The sequence below is a fragment of the Methylobacterium sp. UNC378MF genome (assembly GCF_900103195.1).
GTDB lineage: Bacteria > Pseudomonadota > Alphaproteobacteria > Rhizobiales > Beijerinckiaceae > Methylobacterium.
Window position 1 is genome coordinate 24247 of sequence record NZ_FMWU01000024.1, and the last position, 17747, is coordinate 41993.

A 17747-nucleotide genomic window follows, 5' to 3' on the forward strand; every position below is an offset into this window, starting at 1 on the left:
CCCGGCACGAACAGGAACCGCGCTAGTACAGCGCCGGCACGAAGACGTTCGGGATCGGGAAGCCGCTGAAGACGATTTTCCCGTCGACGAGCCGAAGGGGCGGAAGTGCCTTGAGCGGAGTCGCATCGGATGGCGCGTCGGGGCTCGGACGCCGGCTGAGCCCCAAGAGGCCGCCGACCAGCTGGCCCACCAGGGCGCCCCTGTCGGACCCGAAACGCTGACCGACGATGCTGCCGACCAGCGCATCGACGCCGGCCGCCCGCAGATCGATCTGGCCCGCCGGGCGATGGGCACTGTCGAGGGCGAGGGTGCCCTTGGCCTGTACGCGCTGCGCCCCCTTGGCGAGCGCCAGAGCGGTGAGATCCAAGGTGCCGCCGGCCTGACGCCAGCGCTCCAGCTCGCGTGCCACCGTCCCGGTCTGCAGCACGGTCGCCTGTGTCAGGGTCGCGTCCAGGGCCAGATCGGCCGGGTCCTGGCTTCCGGTGACCGCGTCGAGCTGCGGCACCGCGGCCTGGTTCAGGCGCAGGCTGACATCCACGGCGCCGTCCGATTCATAGCGGCCGGGGCTCGGCCGCGCATGGAGTTCAAGATGCCGGCCCGCGACCGCGATCGGACCGGGCTCGGCGCCCTTCACGGTGACGTTCGGTTTGTCGACGACCAGCGAGGCTCGGGTGAAACCGTCCGCGGCGCCGTGGAAGCTGCCCTGAAGGGCTCCCCAGGAAGCATCACCGGTCAGATCGCCCTGCTCGACATGGAACGGGCCGACGCTCTCGAACACGACGAGACGGGGCTGGTAGATCTGCACCACTGCGGTGCTCGGCCCGAGGCGGAACCGCCCATCGGCCCGGTCGAGGGTCACGCCGCTGCAGCGCAGCTCCAGACGGAACGGATAGCCGCCGAGGGCGCGATCCGTGCAGGTCCAGGTGCGCCCAGCCGCCGCCTCTCGTGCGATCCAGCCGTCGATCTCGCTGGCCGCGCGCTCCCGCATCCACAGCCAGCCGGCCGACCATCCGACCACCACGATCGTCAGCAGGATGTAGGGGAGGAACAGCCCGAGCCGGGACCGCCGTGCGCCCGATCCCGGGGCTGTCTGGGCGGCGCCCTCCGGCCGCGTCCGATCCTGCACCATGCGTTCCGCTCCCCGACCCGGTCTCCGCAGAGACATCGCGGCCCCGCCTTGAGGCCACGCAAGGGGCGAAACTGGGGCAGTTGCGCCCTGGGTCGACCGCCGCGAACCAGATCCGACTGCCCGTCGCGTTTCCGGTCAGACCTGCGCCGGCTCGACGGTGTCGACCTGCAGATCTTCGACGATCGCCACCCGCTCGGCCTCGTTCTCGGCAAGGCGATGCACATGCATCTCGGTGGCGCCCCGGCGGCGGACACGGTCCAGCCAAGTCCGACGCAGATGATCGCGCGGGCTCTCGCTGGAGCTGGCCACCGAGACCATCTCGGCAATGCCGGCATTGTCCCGACGCACGGCGATCACCACGGCCTGCGCCATCTCGTCGAGCTCGAAGCCCCCGGCCGGATGGACCCCGACCACATAGCGCCGGCCCGAGCGGCCGCGCCAGGCCGAGAGCGGAAGCGCGGGGGAGCCGCGAAGACCTGCGGTCGTCTTGAGGCGTTCTTCACGCACGTCCTGCCTCCGGCTGCGATCGTCCTTCAGGTCGCGAAGCGCGGCCGACCAGGACAGGGCTCTTCTGTTCGCCATTTGTTCCAACCTAACGCGCGATATCCACAGGCGTCAAGGGCGACGTTCCTAAGAGGGGATGTGGTGACGATGCCCGTTATCCACAAGCGGAAGCGACTCGTTCCGGAGAAGGAAGCATCCGTCGCGAGCGGCCTCGGACCGCGTCCGAGCGCGTGGCGATAACTGACCGGAGGCCCCGATTCGACACGGCCAGGCGGGTCGTTGCATCGGCCTCCTCTGGCTTCGGTACCCCGATACGGCGCCGGCCTCTAAGAGGCCGCTCGGCTGGCGGTGCAGTCCGCTGAAATCCGCCTTCAGGACTGGTGCGCAGCACGTCTCGCTGTTGCAGTGACCGGACGGCTCAGCGCCGCTTGCCCGCCCTCGCTCGGATCCAGAGCCGCCCCGCGACGGAGACCGGAACGGCTCAGCGGCGAGGCCCCGCCGCGGCCGCGGCCTCGTCGACTGGTACGGCGTGGCCGGCGGCTGCGAGGCCTTCCAGCCCCCCCTGGACCAGGGCGTTCGAGGCGGTTTCAAGCCGTTCCTGTACCAGCGCCTGGAATTCCTGGCGCGGCAGGCCGGGCGGGATGGCGGGCAGGAATTCGATCACGGCCTTCCCCGGCCGACGCACGAGGCTGTTGCGCGCCCAGAAGAGACCGGTGTTCAGCGCCACGGGCTGACAGGGGACCTGCAGCGCCGTGTAGAGATGGGAGAGCCCCTGCTTGTAGGCGGGGGGCGCTCCGACAGGCCGGCGGGTACCCTCGGGAAAGATGATGAGCTGACGCCCTTGCCGAATCGCGTCGCCGGCGGCGGCATTCATCAGGCTCATGGCCCGGGTGCCCTTGGACCGGTCGATCGCCACCATGCCGCTGCGCGACAGGTACCAGCCGATCAGCGGGATGAGCAGCAGCTCCTTCTTCAGGACGTAGGCGAAATCCGGCAGCACCGTGCAGAGGGCCAGGGTCTCCAGGGCCGATTGGTGTTTCGCCGCCACCAGCAGCGGCCCCGGCGGGATGTTGTCCAGCCCGCGGAACTCGACCTGGATCCCGGCGACAACCCGCAGCAGCCACAGGGTGATCCGCCCCCAGGCGCGGGCGAGCCGCAGCACGGATCGCCCGGAAACCAGCATGGGCAGCCCGGCGACCGCGAGGACGGTCGTGACGGCGTAGAAGCAGAGATTGAAGGCGAAGGAGCGCAGGGCGAGCATCGGGTACCGTGTCGTGGCGGTCTTCCTGTAGCGCGCCCGCATATCCGCGGCCAAGGGCGACGTCACCGGGGCCGATCAGGCGCCCTCCGGCAGCCCTGCATCGCGGATCAGCCCGGCATTGCGCCCGGCGACGAGCCAGTAGACCAAGCCGGCACTCGCACCGACCACGAACAGGATCAGCGTCAGGCGCACCTCGCCGGCGAGAAGAGCGGCGTCGCGGCCCCCGCTCGACCGGACTGCGCCGCGCGTTAGCCAGGGGAGGGCGGCGGTCAGCAGGCCGCAGCCGGCGCCGTACCACAGGAGGCCGCGGCGCCCGAAGATCTCACCGCCGAGCCCGATCAGGGCGGGGGGCATGAACAGCAGCACGAACAGCGCCTTGGCGAGGCCCGCGATCAACAGTGCCAATCCCTCCGGCGGCAGGCCAGCGGAGAGGTCGGACAGGGCCATGTCGATGCCCGCGAGCGCGCCGTTCGTCAGCCAGAGCTGGGCGGCCGGATCGACGAACAGCGCCAGGACGAGGACGGCGAAACCGGTCGGAACCGCGAGCAGGAGGGCGAAGGCCCAGAGAAGCAGGCGGCTGAAAGCATACATGCCGCGAGCCTCTACACCGGCCGTCCTTACCCGTCGCGCGAAAGCCGCGCCCGATCCTCGCGGATCCGGCGCGGCTTCCATGATGTGGCCGCCGAGGCGCCGCGCGTCAGCCGTGGGCCGGAGCGGCGCCGCCGGGATCGCCGTGGGTGTGCTTTTTCCGGAACCGGCCGAGCCACAGCGAGAAGTGGCGGATCACCACGTAGAAGACCGGCGTCAGGAACAGCCCGAAGAAGGTCGCGCCGATCATCCCGAAGAACACCGCGGTGCCGAGCGCCTGGCGCATCTCGGCGCCGGGGCCGGTGGCGATGACCAGCGGCAGGGTGCCGAGAATGAACGCGAAGGCGGTCATCAGGATCGGGCGCAGGCGGAGCCGGCAGGCCTCCACCGCCGCCTCGACCGGGCCGCGATGCTCCCGCTGCTCGATATCGTGCGCGAACTCGACGATCAGGATCGCGTTCTTCGCCGCGAGGCCGATGAGCACGATCAGGCCGATCTGGGTCAGGATGTTGTTGTCCTGTCCCCGGAACTGCACGCCCGCCAGGGCGGCGAGCACCCCGGTCGGCACCACCAGCAGGATCGCGAGCGGCAGAGCCCAGGATTCGTACTGCGCGGCGAGCACCAGGAAGACGAGCAGCACGCCGAGGGCGAAGACCGCGCCCGCGGTGCCGCTGGCCGCCTTCTGCTGGTAGGCGATCTCGGTCCAGTCGTAGGAATAGCCATCGGGGAGCGCCTTCTTGGCGATCTCCTCCATGGCGTTGAGCGCCTGACCGGTGGAGACGCCGGGCTTGGCCACGCCCTGCACCGGAACCGAATAGTACAGGTTGAACCGCTGCACGATCTGCGGACCGGTGACGTCGCGCACCGAGGCGAGCGTCCCCATCGGTACCAGCGCGCCGGTGGAGGAGCGCACCTTGATCTGCGAGATGTCCTGCACCGACGAGCGGAATGCCGCGTCGCCCTGCAGGCGCACCTGGTAGATGCGGCCGAGCGTGTTGAAGTCGTTGACGTAGGTGCCGCCGAGATCCGCCTGCACCGACGAGAAGACGTTGGCGAGCGGCACGTTCAGCATCCGCGCGATGGTGCGGTCGATGTCGAGGAAGAGCTGCGGCGTCGAGTTGTCGAAGGTCGTGAAGACGCGCTGTACGTCCGCGCTCTGGTTGGCCTGGCCGATCACCTCGCCGGCCGCCGCCATGAGCGCGCCGATGTCGGACGATTGGCGGCTCTCGATCTGCATCTTGAAGCCGCCGCCGTTGCCGAGGCCGCGGACGGGCGGCGGCGGGATCACGATGACCCGCGCCTCCTGGATGTCCGAGGTGGCCTTCAGCACGTCGCCGGTGACGACCGCCGCACTCCGGCCCGTCTGGGCACGCTCCTTGGCGCCCTTGAGGGTCAGGAACATCACGCCGGCATTGGTGGTGTTGGTGAAGGTCGCCCCGTCAAAGCCCGCGATGATCACCGCGTTGGCAACGCCATCGACCGTGCGGGCCTGCTTGGCGGCCCGCAAACACACCTCCGTGGTACGGTCCAGCGATGAGCCGGATGGGAGCTGCACGACGCCGATCAGGTAGCCCTGATCCTGGTCCGGGATGAAGCCCGTGGGCGTCGTCTGCGCAAGATGCAGCGTGCCGGCGATCACCGCCGCGTAGATCAGAAGCATCACGCCGAGGCCGACGATGCCGCCGGTCAGGACGCGGATCGTCCGGCCATAGGCGTTCGACGTGGCGTCGAAGGCGCGGTTGAAGCCGTTGGCCAGCCAGTTCACGAACCGGGTCAGGAAGAATTTCGGCTCCTTGCGGGCGTGATGGGGCACCAGCAGCAGCTTGCAGAGGGCCGGCGACAGGGTCAGCGAGTTGAAGGCCGAGATCAGGGTCGAGGCCGCGATGGTCAGCGCGAACTGCTTGTAGAACTGGCCCGAAATGCCCGGGATGAACGCCGTCGGCACGAACACCGCCGCGAGCACCAGCGCGATGGCGATCACCGCGCCGCCGACCTCGTCCATGGTCTTGTGGGCGGCGTCGCCCGGCGACAGGCCCTCGGCCATGTTGCGCTCGACGTTCTCCACCACCACGATCGCGTCGTCGACCACGATGCCGATGGCGAGCACCAGCCCGAACAGAGTCAGGTTGTTGAGCGAGAAGCCGAAGGCCGCCATCGCCGCGAAGGTGCCGATCAGCGAGACCGGAATGGCGATGACCGGGATCAGTGCCGTCCGCCAGCTTTGGAGGAAGACCAGCACCACGATGACGACGAGGCCGACGGCCTCGAACAGCGTCTTGTAGACCTCGTGGATCGACTCCTCGATGAACTCCGTCGGGTTGTAAGCGATGCGGTACTCGACGTCCGGCGGGAAGTTCTTCTTGACCTCCTCCATCACCTTCTTGACCGACGCCGCCGCGTCGAGCGCGTTGGTGCCCGGCCGCTGGAAAGCGCCGATGCCCACAGCGGGCGTGTCGTTGAGGAACGAGTTGGTCGTGTAGTCCTTCTGGCCCATCTCGACGCGGGCGATATCCTTCACCCGCACGAGGCGCCCGTCCTGCGCCTTGATGATCACCTCGGCGAATTGCTCGGGCGTCTTGAACCGGGCCTGCGACTGCACGACGAGCTGGAACGCCTCGCCCTTGGCCGCCGGCGGGCCGTTCAGCTGGCCGGCGGCCACCTGGACGTTCTGCTCCTGCAGGGCGGTCGTGACGTCGGTGACCGAGAGGCCGTAGGCGGCGAGCTTGTTGGGATCGACCCAGACGCGCTCGGCGTACTCGTTGCCGCCGAAGATCGTGATGTCGCCGACGCCGTCGAGGCGCAGCAGCTCGTCGCGGATGTTCAGGTAGATGTAGTTGGCGAGGTAGTTCTGATCGTAGGTCTTGTTCGGCGAGAGCAGGTGCACGACCAGCATCAGATCGGGCGAGGCCTTGCGGACCGTGACGCCGAGGTTGCGCACGTCCGGCGGCAGGCGCGGCTGCGCCACCGAGAGCCGGTTCTGCACCAGCACGTTGGCGATATCGAGGTTGGTGCCGACCTTGAAGGTCACGGTCAGCAGCATGTTGCCGTCGTTGGTCGACAACGACGTCATGTAGAGCATGTTGTCGACGCCGTTGACCTCCTGCTCGATCGGCGTCGCGATCGTGGCGGCCACGGTCTCGGCATTGGCACCCGGATAGGAGGCGCGCACCGTCACGGTCGGCGGCACGATCTCGGGATACTGCGAGACCGGCAGGCTCTCGTAGGCCACGAAGCCGAGGATCAGGAACACGATCGACGTGACGGACGCGAAGATCGGCCTGTCGACGAAGAAATGGGCGAAACGCATCGGTCAAACCTCTGAGGCCCGCCGGTCTCCCGGTCGGGGCCCTGCGTCGTCGGTGCGGAGCGCGCCGCGCGGCGCGCGCGACGGCGTTGGTGTCGAGCCGTTGGGGCTCAGGTCTTGCTCGGGGGCAACTCGATGGTCTCGGGGGTGACCTTCGCGCCCGGCCGGACCCGCGAGAGGCCGTTGACCACCACGGTCTCGTCACCCTTCAGCCCCGACTGGATCACCCGGTAGCCGTCGACCTTCGGTCCCAGAACGACGTCCTTCTGCTGGATCACGTTCTCGGGTCCGACGATGTAGACGATCCGCTTGTCCTGGTTGGCGGCGACCGCCTCGTCGGGGATCAGCACGCCCTGGGCCGGCTTGGTCGCCGGCATCGAGACGATGCCGAACAGGCCGGGCTTGATGAACAGGTCGCCGTTGGGGACGGTCGCCCGCAGCAGGATCGTGCCGGTGGCGTTGTCGACGCGGTTGTCGACGAAGTCCAGGGTGCCCTTGCGGCTCGGCTTGGCCTCGCCGGACAGGGCGATCAGGATCGGCACGCCCTTGCCCTGCTGGGTCTGGCCCATGCCGATGCCGAGGCTGTTCTGGTACTTGAGGAACGACTTCTCATCGACCGTGTAGCTGAAATAGATCGGGTCAAGGGACACGATCGTCGTCAGCATCGTCTGGTCGGCGCTGACGATGTTGCCCTCGGTCACCAGGCGCCGGCTGATACGGCCGTTGATCGGCGCCTTCACCTCGCTGAAATCGTAGTTCAGCTGGGCGTTGTTGAGGGCGGCCTGGGCGCTGTCGACGTCGGCCTGAGCGGTCAAGGAGGCCTGCCGACGCTGGTCGGTGACCTGCTCGGAGATGTTGCCGCTGCGGGACAGGGTCTGGGCGCGCTCGAGGTCCGTCTGGGAGAAGGACTGGCGCGCCTTGGCGGAGGCCAAAGCTGCCTGGGCCTGCTCCAGGGCCGCCTTGTAGGGCCGCCGGTCGATGACGAACAGGACGTCGCCCTTCTTCACGGTCTGGCCGTCGACGAAGTTGATCTTCTCAAGGTAGCCGGTGACGCGGGCACGGACCTCCACGTATTCGATCGCATCAAATCGACCGGTATACTGGTCCTGCTCGACGATCTGACGCACCACCGGCTTGGCCACGGTGACCTTCGGTGGCGGCCCGCCCGGCGCCTGCGCGCGGGCCGGTGTCGCGAGAGGGCCTGTCGCGAGACCCGCGATCAGGCCTGACAAGACGGTGAGAAGGCTGGGAAGCCGGCTGCGCATCGGGTCCTGCTGTCCGTTGGCCGACCGTTCGGTCGTGCCGAGCTTGACGATTGTTCCGCCGCGAGTGGGCCGTAACCCGCGCCTCACGCTCTTGCTTGTGCGCGAGCGCACATCACGGGCTCGTGAGCTGGATTGAAACAGCAGGTCAGGCGATTGTTTCGCCTGCGCCGTACCAATCCTTGAATCCACCTTTGTAGTGTTCCGCGAGATCGAGCCCGGCATTCTGCGCGGCCATCAGCGCGTGGACCGAGCGGACCCCGGAGGCACACGAGAAAACCGGCCGCCGGCCATCCGCCGCGACGAGGTCTGCCACGGCTTGCGGGTCGAAGGTGGAGAGGGGATGCGAGACCGCGCCGGGAATGTGCCCGGCCTCATATTCATGCGGCTCGCGCACATCGATGATCAGCATCGAGCCATCGCGAATCCCGCTTTTGACCGTCTCACGATCGAGGTCGACCACCCGCATCGGCAGGATCTCCGTTCCGCCCGCGCTTGGCCGGCCTGGCTGACTGACGCTTTTCCTTATTCGTCAGACCCGAGCGGCGCAACGTGCGTGGCCGGCTTCACCGGCTCCGCGGCCAGGACGCGGCGACGCGGAGTGGCCCGCCGCGCGGATCGCGGAGCTCTCTCAGAGCATGGCGAGGGTCGGAGTCACGGCGGCGAAATGCGCGGGCCAGTCCGGCGGACGGTACCCGTCGAGGCGTCCCGTCAATTCGGCGCGCAGGGGTGCATCCGGCTGTGCCAGCGCTTCGATCGCCTCGATCCAGCCGGGGCCGTCCAGGGGATCGCGGAACAGGGCGAACCCCTCGCCGATCTCCCGGTGGACGGCAATGTCGGAGGCGATGACCGGCAATCCCGAGGCTGCCGCTTCGACCACGGGAATGCCGAACCCCTCGGTGAAGGACGGCATCAGCAGGCCGGTGCAGCTGCGCATCAGCGCCGCGAGCCCGTGCGTGGACAATCCCGACGCCTCGATGACGTGGGCGCGCACGCCGGGGCACCGCTCGAGCATGTCGATGGCGCTCTCGGCCTCCCAGCCGCGACGCCCGACCACGATGAGCCGCGGGGTGGCGGCCCCGTGGCGCTCGGCCAGGAGCCGCCAGATCTGGAACAGCAGCAGATGGTTCTTGCGTGACTCGATCGTGCCACAGACCAGGAAGGTCGGCCGGTCGGGCCTGAACTGCGGTCCCGTGCGTCCGAAGGCGGGCTCGACCCCGAGATGGCCCACCGCCACCGGCGGCCGACCGAATCCCTCGGCGGCGAGATGCGCGAGGGTGCGACGGCCGGTATCCTCCGAGTTCACCAGAATCGCGGCGGCGTGCCGGCCGATCGTGCGCAGGCGCGCCCGGTGGCGGTCGGCCTCGCCGAACCGGCCGTATTCGGGATGGGTGATCGGGATGAGATCGTGGACGAAGAAGGCCGGCCGCACGTCGCGCCGCGTGTAGAGCCAGTCGAAGCGCCGCGGATCGTCGAGGCGCAGATGCGAGGTGTGCAGGTAGAGCGAATCCCGCGGCAGAGTGGCGAGCGAACGTCCGCGCAGCGCGATGTCGACCGCCTTCCGCGCCTGGATCCGTCGCCGGTCGGCGGCACCGGGCTGCGGCGCGGAGAGGGGCGGCGGCACTGCGGCCGGGTCTCCGCAGCGGGTCGCCAGTTGCCGATAGACCGGGTCCGATACGGCGTCCCGGTCTTCGACCCAGCCGGCCGCCACCGCCTCGACGATCGCCAGAGCCTGCGCGCGATCAAGGATGCGCGGTCCGAAGGCCGTCGAGACCACGCCGACGGCTGTCTCCGCTGGGCGGAGAAAGGCACGCGCGTAGGCGAGGTCGACACGGTCGATCCCCGACGGACTCGCGTGGCGCAGGCGCGTGACGAGGCGCGTGAGATCGAAGGCGATCGGTCGGTCCGTCATGATCCTCTGGCAGTCGTCGGGGCCGGGCCTCCCGTAGCGGTCCTGATCCGCAAGTGCCAGCATCTCGGCGCATAACCCCGGCCCCGCAGGGGTTGCGCGGGCGCAGCGCGGAGGCTAAGAGCCGCAAGCCCAAGCGGCGTCGGAGTGTAGCGCAGCCCGGTAGCGCACCTGTCTGGGGGACAGGGGGTCGTCGGTTCAAGTCCGGCCACTCCGACCATTTTTACAACGGCTTAGCGGTCTTTCCGGAACCGCACATCAGGCCGTTTGCAGTCCCGTTTGCAAACCGGTCCGGTTCCGACGGTGATCGTCGAGCTTCGCGATTGCCGATTCGGCGAGGCTGCGCGTGCGAGCGAGATAGCGATCCAGGATCTTCTGGGCATGCGCTTGGCTGTGCCCGGTGATCGTCGCAATCTCCGGGACCGTGCAGCCGGCCTCGGCCAGCATCGTCACCGCCGTGCCCCGGAGATCGTGGAAGTGCAGGTCCTCCGTGATCCGCGCGGCCGCGAACGTCTCCCTCCACACCTCATGGAACCGACGCTTGCGCCAAGCCGCCCCGCGGTAGGCGACGAGGATCGTCGTAGCCCGGCGCGGCGCCGCATCGAGCGCAGCCTTCAAGGCGCGCGTCGCCGGTACGTAGATGAGCCGCCGGATGGCGGGCCTCCTCGGCCTCGGCGGCCACCCGGTGCTGCGCTGGATGGCCGGGCACGTGGCGATCAAGACCGACGACGCCGGCAACATCAAGCCGACCAAGCAGCGCTCGGCCGACCGGATCGACGGCGTGGTCGCCGGCATCATGGGGCTCGGCCTCGCGATCGGACAGGAACCCGGCATGGACCTCGACGCCTTCCTCGAAGCCCCCTCTGGGCCTGATCGCGTGGGATTCGCCGCCGCGCTCCGGCGCCAGGTCCTGGCCAGGATGGCCGGATGGGAGTCGAAGGCCGCGCCGCTGCGCTTCGCCCGGCAGACGGTCTCGGTGGCGCTCGCGGCCGACGAGGTCGCCAACAAGCTCTTCGCCAACGGCGTGCGCCCCAGCGGCCTGCTGCAGATGGACCAGGTCCTCAAGCCCGACCAGCGCAAGGACCTGCGCGAGAACGTGGTCGCGCCGCTCGCCGGATCGAGCAACGCCGGCGGCGTCTTCGTCCTCGAGGGCGGGATGAAGGTCTCGGCCGTCAGCCTGTCGCCGGCCGACAGCCAGCTGCTCGAGTCGCGCCGCTGGCACGTCGAGGAGATCTGCCGCTGGTTCGGCATCCCGCCGATCCTGATCGGGCACGCCTCCGAGGGGCAGACCGTGTGGGGCACGGGCGTCGAGCAGATCGCCCTGTCGTGGCTGGCGCTCGGCCTGCGGGCGCAGCTCCGGCGGATCGAGGCGGCGATCAATCTCCGCCTGATCGAGCCGGCCGAGCGGGCGACGCTCTAGGCCGAGTTCGCGGTGGACGGCCTGCTGCGGGCCGACAGCGCGGCCCGGGCCAAGCTCTACGCGTCCTTCGCGCAGAACGGCATCATGGACCGCGACGAGATCCGCGAGAAGGAGAACCTCGACCGCCGCGGCGGCGGGGCCGCCAGGCTGACTGTCCAGGCGAACCTGCTGCCGATCGACGATCTCGGCACGGTGGCGGTGATGCCCCGCGAGCGGCCGGTCGAACCCGGCTCGGCCGTCGCCGAACCCGGCCCGGCCCATGCCGAGCCCGCTACCGCATAGGCCGACCATGCATCCGCATCTCATCGTCGCCCCCCTCGAACTGAAGTTCGCGGGCCCTCCTGACGCGGGCACCTTCGAGGGCTACGGCGCCGTCTTCGGCAACGTCGACCTGCACGGCGACCGGATCCTGCCCGGCGCGCTCGCCTATGCGGCGCAGATCTTCGACCGCGAGGACGCCAGCGTGCTGATCTCCACCGAGGACCGGGACAACTTCGTGAAGAACATGGTCACGATCCTGGCCGAGGAGCGGCTGGCGCTGGTGGTGCGGCGGCCGCAGGCTCTGATCAAGGGAACGTTCGCGGCGCAATCGAGCAAGTGAACCCGCGAGCCATGGCCTGATAGGCTGCCCCATTCGGCTGCAAATCGGGCGCCGCTACTCGCAAGCGGACGATCCGGTTCCGACCCAACCCAGCCGTTTCTGCCGCCGTCGGCACTTCCCCATAGCAGTCATTCGCCGGCCGTCCGGCAACGTCGGCTCGGCGCAGCGAGCCGTCATGGGACCGACGCCCGTAAGCCAATAGCTTCGTTGGCCCATTAGTCGGCCTCGACATAGTGCCCCGGCAGATCCGCTTAAGCGCATCTATCTCGACAAATTTATGACGAAGATGGTCATCATCAGCGAAATAAATTTGCATTTTCTGAACGATGCCAAACGGATAAATTTTAGAAAAGGCAGATTATATGGCAATGAAAATCGGCAGTCACAACAGGTAGGCGTTATTGTGTGACATCTAAGAGTTAATTCTGGCCTCACTCCGGTGCATAAAGACCTGTCGTCCAGTCAGAACGTAAGCATTTAACTCGCCGAACCCCTTAAGAAAGACTTTTCCACGTTCTTCTAATTGATAATTTTCCTTCAGACGCCAATAAGTTGTCTCCGTGACCTGGATCTGACCTTGCTCAGAACTCTGCTCCATTCTGCTGGCGAGGTTCACCGTATCCCCCCATAGGTCGAACGAGAGCTTTCGGAGTCCAATAACGCCGCTGATAAGCTGACCCGTAGCTATCCCCACTCGTACTGCTATGGGGTAACCGCTCCGCTGAGCAAAGCTTTCTACCTCCGAAACTAAATCTAATGCAAAGTTAGCCATCGATTCGGCCGCGCTCCGTGTTTCACCATCAATTCCAGAGACGGCCATGTAGCCATCTCCGACAGTCTTAACCTTCTCGACGCCGTGAATTTCGGTAAGGTCGTCAGCAATGGAGAATATTTCGTTCAGAACTTCGACCAAGTGGTGAGGCGAGAGCTGCTTTGTTAATGTCGTAAATCCTACTAAATCGGCAAATAATACATGTGCCTCGCCATGGGATTCGGCGATCACTTGATCACCTTGTTTCAGGCGCGCCGCAATATGGCGAGGGAGCATGTTGTCGATCAATGCCTCCGATCGCGCGCGCTCACTTTCGATCTCCTTGTCTTGAAGGAAACTCGTGCGCTGCAGACTTTCGTAGCGAAACGTGACTATAGATCCCGCCGCGATAGCTGAAATGATAAAGAAGTTGTTCGCTACCGCTAAATCTACTCGCAGGCCGGATGCCAACACGGCCGCATTGTAGGCCAGCATCAGACTGAGTCCGCCAAATAGAGAGGGCACAAATAGCAATCTGAAAAAGCCGAAGTTGAACATCAAACACAATACAATGCCGCTCATGCCCACAGTAAGACCGTTCTGCATGTTGGAGATTATGAAGACAACGCTAGCTCCAGCAAGGAACACGTCTAAGGCAAGGATCGCTTGGGGCAGCCGGTCGCCGCCGAAAAACGTCATGGACAGCAATAATAAGGCAGTCACTGAAAAGCGGATCGCCAAAGAAAGCGCTACGATCTCTGGAGCTGTTATGTAGTCCCAAATCGCAAATAACAAATAAATTGCCGAGCCCAGCGCCAGCGCCGATTTCGACGCATTAGAATATGCTTTGGCATAGTGAGACTGAAATTCTTCCTCCAGATCAGCGGGAAATGACGGGAACATTGCACGCTCCATCATTTAATGATATCCGGTCATTGGGATTCCGCTCCAGATCTTTGTCAAAATCATTTGAGGCACTGCATCGACTATTATATAAAGGGCAGCGCTCCGGTGTTGCGTCTGCACGGATACGCGGACCTACCGTGCATATATAAGCATGTCATGGGTCCTGTATAGCGAGAGTAGTTTGCCTGCTATCGTGCTTTGGTGCTCTCCATCTTGGAACCATGTGCAGTCGGTCAGCATAATAATCCGGCCTGATGACGGCACGGCATTCCAGTCGGCCGGGCGGGGCTTAGTCGCTTCACCTGACCAAGGGAAAGACCGCACGGGCCTAGCCGACCTCGCGAATCACCATTCGGGAGATCGTTACCTTCGAAGTGCTAGGGCGTGTCATCGCTTGAGCCAGTCGAGGGCTGCGGCGAGGGAGAGGACGCCGATGAAGCTGGCGGCGGTTTTCTCGTAACGGGTTGCGATGGCCCGCCATTCCTTAAGCCTGGCCCAGAGGCGCTCGACCTGATTGCGGTTGTTGTAGATCCAGTCCGGACAGGCGACGGGGGTCTCGTGGCGCTGAGGCGGGATCGCGGGGCGCGCACCCATGTTCCAGATGTGCGCGCGAAAGGCGTGACTGGTGTAGCCGCGGTCTCCGACGACCCACCTGGGCACGCCTGGCAGTTGGTCGAGCAGCGGAACCGCGTGGGGCAGTTCGTGAGCCTGTCCCGGTGCTATCCGGAAGGTGATGGCGCGGCCTTGCCCGTCGGCGATCACGCAAGCCTTGGTGCCATAGCCGCCACGCGAGCGGCCAACAGCCTCACGAGCGTCTCGCTCGGCCCCAGATCCCCCCTTTTGGCGGCACCGGCCGCTTTCTGATGTGCGCGTATGTTCGTGCCGTCGAGGAACACCATCCCGAGTTGAACCCCGCGCTCCTGCACGAGGCGGAGGAGCCGTTCCCAAACGCCAGCACGGGACCAGCGGATGAAGATCTGTGCGGCCCGCCACCAAGGACCCAGATCCTCCGGAATGGCCCGCCATTTGGCTCCGTTCTGATGACGCCAGAGAATGGCCGAGAGCGTGCGTTGCAGGTCCTGCGGTGGCGTCTTGGCTTTCGGCCGACACGCTTCGACCAGGGGCTCCAGCTCAGACCATTGCACGTCGCTCAGCATCATCCCTCCTGCCTTGGAGAAAGGAAAACGCGAGCACCACCAGTCCGTTCAGGCGACGACAGGCCTTAGAGGCAGCCTGCTTCTTCGTTTCAGATGAATGCATCAGCGCGACCGCTACCGGCTATGCTCTGTCGGTCAGGTCCGCTCAGACGTCCGGCAAGCGGACCTTTCGAACGCCTGAGAAGGGTCGCGAGCTGTCACGGAGATGACGTCGGCTTCCGTGCATCGCCGCCCGGAAGCAGACGGACAGAAACCCGCCATGAGCAGCCATTCGGCTTGCGACCCGATGCGGTCTTTAAGCTGCCTAGGACGATAGCCCGAAGGCGGATGCGGCCGACTGGAAGTCCTGCCTCTGCGCGCGCCGGTAGTCACGCGGGCTCAGACCGTAGCGTTCCTTGAAGCGGCGGGCGAAATGGGCTTGGCTGGCGAAGCCGCAGCCATAGGCCAGCATGCCGATCGGCAGGTGGACGCAGGCCGGGTCGGATAGCTGCTTTGCGGCCTTCTCCAAGCGGCGTTCCCAGATGTAGTCGGAGATGTGCTGGCCGCGCTCGTGGAACAGCTCCTGCAGCCGGCGTAGCGAAAGCCCCATCGCGGCGGCGAGATGTGGTGGGTCCAAAATCGGATCGCCCAGATGGGCCTCAATATGGGCCTTGGCCCGCTGGACCGTGACGTTGCCGTGTATGGAACGCGGCACCTCCTGCGCCATCCGTTCGGCGAGGCTCGCTATGATCAGGTCCGTTCCGATCGACGCCATGCGCGCGGCCGCGTCTGCGGTGAGCCGATCGCTCACCCGGATCAGGTCTCGGATGAAGGTGTTCGCCAGGGTCGTGGAGGCGAGGTCCGCTCCGACCGTGAGTGCACAGAACTGCCGGGACGGGCCCAGCATAGCCTCGAAGCGCTCGCGCGGCAGATCGATGACCAGGGAAATACCGGTGTTCGTCTCGCAGACGGCCGGGCGGGCGTCGATGACGACGAAGTCGCCCGTCCGGAATACAGCCTCCTGATCGCCTTGATGGATGGCGTCCCGGCCAGAGAGCTTCATGGTCGCGTAGAGGCGGTCGGGCTGCCCATGGCGTCGGATCGCGTCGGGCGTCGCTTCCGTCCGCATGGCTGTGTGGGCCATTTTAGTGATCGGCGCAGGTCCGATGCTGGTGACGTCCAGCCTGCCCTGAAACGGACCCTCGTGAAGGGGCTGAAGGTCGATCGGGATCAATCGCTCGCAGATTGTCTCCCGCCAACGCCGGAACGCGTTTCTGGGGTGAATTCCGTCTGTCGAGAAGAACGGCTGCATCCGTAGCCCCGGTTCACAGCTCGCCTGCCCATGGCGCAGGCTGCGGAACTGGGTCTTTATTGTATATAATCTATCCTCTCAACACGGAGGTGCCGGGAGCGGGCGCGGAGGCAAATCCGCTTCCCGATCAATGCCGCTCGAACGCGGGCGGGCTGACATCCACCCACAGCAGACCTCCCGGCACCGCCCGCGATGGCGCGCACCTGACTGCAGCAGTGGCAGACGAAAGCGTGACGCGGCCGGGTCCGATTCGCGCTGAACCGCCGTCGCCTCGCCCCGGAGACGCCCACCGATGGCCGAACCGCTCGTCATCTCGTTCGCGGCCGACACGTCCCGCGCCCAGGGCGCGATGGCGACGCTGGCCGCGCAGATCGTCGGCAACATGGCGACGATCGGCGTCGCCATGTCGGGCGGCGCGGCCAACAGCAACGGCTTCGGCGCCTCGCTCCAGGGCCTCGCCAGCAACGCCCAGCGGGCGGCGGCCGCCGTCGGCCAGGACGTGCGCGCGATCGCGTCCGCCACCGCGAACGCCGCCACCGCCGACAAGGCCACCCTGGTGGGCGTCGTCCGTGCTTTCACGGGCGCCGCCGCCAGCTCGAACACCGCCGGTGCGGCCGTGCGCTCCGGCCTGTCGGCCACCACCTCGACCATCGCGGGCGTGGCCGCGCAGATCCCCTCGCTCAACACCCTGCTCGCCGCCTTTCTCGGCTTCGAGGCCGCCAAGCTCGTGTTCGACAGCGTCGCCGCCTCGATCGACGCGGCGCGCGCGCACATCGCGGAGTTCGTCCGGATCGGCCGCGAGGCCGAGAAGGCCGGGGTCGGCGCCGGCTTCTTCCAGCGCGCCACCCTCGACGCGGAGAAGCTCGGCCTGACGGTCGAGCAGGTCACTGCCGCGCTCCAGCACGCCCAGGCGGCGAGCGAGGTCCGGATCGGCGAGGGCCGGGACGGCGCCAACAGCTCGGCGATCGACGCGCGCCTGACCCAGAACGTCCGCGCCGGCAATCTCGCGGCCGCCGACAAGGAATCCTTCGACGCCGCCGGCACGCAGGAGGCGAAGATCAAGGTCATGCTCGACCTGATCGACAAGCTCCGGGCCGACCAGCGCGACCTCGCGGCCTTCGACCTCGCCGGCCACTTCTTCGGCCCCGATTTCGAGCGCCAGCTGCGCAGCGGCGTCGACCTGACCGGCCAGTTGCGGGAGACGCTCGCCAGCACGGCGACCACCGTGGCGGGCGTGCGCATCGTCGGCGAGGACGAGGTCGAGCGGGCGAGGGCGCTCGACGCCAAGGCGAAGGACATCGCCGACACCTTCGCCACCGCCCTGGCGCCGATCCAGCGCGACACCTCGAACGCGGTGCTCGACACCTACCAGGCGTTCCTCAGCGTCGAGAGCGTGATCGCCCGCGTCGTGCAGATCGCCGCCAACCTCTGCCAGACGGTGAGCGGCGTGGTGGGCAAGGTGCGCGACCTCGTCGGCGCCATCCCCGGCATCGGCAAGATCCTCACCGCCGGCAACCCGCTCACCTTCTTCCAGGAGGTCGGGCGCGCGACCGGGCTCCTCGATCCGGAGCAGCAGGGGCCGCCGGTCTGGGAGTTCGTGGCCAAGGGGCGCGGCTGATCCAGTCTGTGATCTGCGAGGATGTCGAGGGCAACCCGGATCGTAG

Annotated in this window: 16 protein-coding genes and 1 tRNA gene; 5 read left to right on the plus strand and 12 right to left on the minus strand. The window is 66.9% G+C overall.

The window, feature by feature from the left end; genetic code table 11:
* Positions 1–22: 22 nt before the first annotated feature.
* The 8 genes from BLT59_RS22840 to BLT59_RS22875 all read right to left on the minus strand — a co-directional run bounded on the left by BLT59_RS22840 (position 23) and on the right by BLT59_RS22875 (position 9960).
* Positions 23–1129 (minus strand): DUF2125 domain-containing protein, encoded by a 1107-nt coding sequence (locus BLT59_RS22840; protein ID WP_091785962.1) that lies wholly within the window; start codon positions 1127–1129, stop codon positions 23–25.
* Between the two features lie 135 nt (positions 1130–1264).
* Entirely contained in the window at positions 1265–1711 is a 447-nt protein-coding gene (locus BLT59_RS22845) for a hypothetical protein (RefSeq protein ID WP_091785964.1), read from the minus strand.
* Between the two features lie 403 nt (positions 1712–2114).
* On the minus strand, positions 2115–2894 hold the full coding sequence (locus BLT59_RS22850; protein WP_091785966.1) for a lysophospholipid acyltransferase family protein: 780 nt from the start codon (positions 2892–2894) through the stop codon (positions 2115–2117).
* Between the two features lie 75 nt (positions 2895–2969).
* Entirely contained in the window at positions 2970–3485 is a 516-nt protein-coding gene (locus BLT59_RS22855; RefSeq protein WP_091785969.1) for a hypothetical protein, read from the minus strand.
* A gap of 106 nt (positions 3486–3591) precedes the next feature.
* Positions 3592–6789, minus strand: a complete 3198-nt coding sequence (locus BLT59_RS22860) for an efflux RND transporter permease subunit (protein WP_091785971.1) — start codon at positions 6787–6789, stop codon at positions 3592–3594.
* A gap of 107 nt (positions 6790–6896) precedes the next feature.
* The gene (locus BLT59_RS22865) at positions 6897–8051 is read right to left on the minus strand and encodes an efflux RND transporter periplasmic adaptor subunit (RefSeq protein ID WP_091785973.1); all 1155 of its coding nucleotides are present in this window, start codon (positions 8049–8051) and stop codon (positions 6897–6899) included.
* A 145-nt stretch (positions 8052–8196) separates the two neighbouring features.
* Positions 8197–8517, minus strand: a complete 321-nt coding sequence (locus BLT59_RS22870) for a rhodanese-like domain-containing protein (RefSeq protein ID WP_091785975.1) — start codon at positions 8515–8517, stop codon at positions 8197–8199.
* Positions 8518–8679: 162 nt separating this feature from the next.
* Positions 8680–9960, minus strand: a complete 1281-nt coding sequence (locus BLT59_RS22875) for a glycosyltransferase family 4 protein (protein ID WP_091785977.1) — start codon at positions 9958–9960, stop codon at positions 8680–8682.
* A 140-nt stretch (positions 9961–10100) separates the two neighbouring features.
* Between BLT59_RS22875 and BLT59_RS22880 the strand changes: the two genes are divergently transcribed.
* Positions 10101–10177 (plus strand) — tRNA-Pro (locus BLT59_RS22880).
* A gap of 38 nt (positions 10178–10215) precedes the next feature.
* Here BLT59_RS22880 and BLT59_RS22885 read toward each other — a convergent pair.
* Positions 10216–10575 (minus strand): tyrosine-type recombinase/integrase, encoded by a 360-nt coding sequence (locus tag BLT59_RS22885; protein WP_244514115.1) that lies wholly within the window; start codon positions 10573–10575, stop codon positions 10216–10218.
* A gap of 34 nt (positions 10576–10609) precedes the next feature.
* Between BLT59_RS22885 and BLT59_RS22890 the strand changes: the two genes are divergently transcribed.
* The 3 genes from BLT59_RS22890 to BLT59_RS22900 are packed head-to-tail and all read left to right on the plus strand — an operon-like array spanning position 10610 to position 11978.
* The gene (locus BLT59_RS22890; protein WP_244514116.1) at positions 10610–11377 is read left to right on the plus strand and encodes a phage portal protein; all 768 of its coding nucleotides are present in this window, start codon (positions 10610–10612) and stop codon (positions 11375–11377) included.
* A gap of 12 nt (positions 11378–11389) precedes the next feature.
* Positions 11390–11659, plus strand: a complete 270-nt coding sequence (locus tag BLT59_RS22895) for a hypothetical protein (RefSeq protein ID WP_091785980.1) — start codon at positions 11390–11392, stop codon at positions 11657–11659.
* Between the two features lie 7 nt (positions 11660–11666).
* Positions 11667–11978, plus strand: a complete 312-nt coding sequence (locus BLT59_RS22900) for a phage major capsid family protein (protein WP_244514117.1) — start codon at positions 11667–11669, stop codon at positions 11976–11978.
* Between the two features lie 412 nt (positions 11979–12390).
* Here the strand turns inward: BLT59_RS22900 and BLT59_RS22905 are convergent, their stop codons facing one another.
* The 3 genes from BLT59_RS22905 to BLT59_RS22915 all read right to left on the minus strand — a co-directional run bounded on the left by BLT59_RS22905 (position 12391) and on the right by BLT59_RS22915 (position 16083).
* Positions 12391–13647 (minus strand): adenylate/guanylate cyclase domain-containing protein, encoded by a 1257-nt coding sequence (locus BLT59_RS22905; RefSeq protein WP_091785986.1) that lies wholly within the window; start codon positions 13645–13647, stop codon positions 12391–12393.
* A 375-nt stretch (positions 13648–14022) separates the two neighbouring features.
* Positions 14023–14792, minus strand: a protein-coding gene (locus BLT59_RS22910) for an IS5 family transposase (protein ID WP_091786121.1) whose coding sequence is annotated in 2 segments (ribosomal slippage) — positions 14023–14477 and positions 14477–14792 — 771 coding nt in all. Because the reading frame shifts where the segments join, the coding sequence is not laid out codon by codon here.
* Positions 14793–15096: 304 nt separating this feature from the next.
* Positions 15097–16083 carry a helix-turn-helix domain-containing protein gene (locus BLT59_RS22915; protein WP_091785989.1) on the minus strand — a complete coding sequence of 329 codons (987 nt, stop codon included), beginning with the start codon at positions 16081–16083 and terminating at the stop codon, positions 15097–15099.
* Positions 16084–16375: 292 nt separating this feature from the next.
* On the opposite strand from BLT59_RS22915, the gene BLT59_RS22920 reads away from it, so the two are divergent.
* Positions 16376–17701: a hypothetical protein gene (locus BLT59_RS22920; protein ID WP_175544100.1), complete on the plus strand. Its 1326-nt coding sequence runs from the start codon at positions 16376–16378 to the stop codon at positions 17699–17701.
* Positions 17702–17747 lie beyond the last annotated feature (46 nt).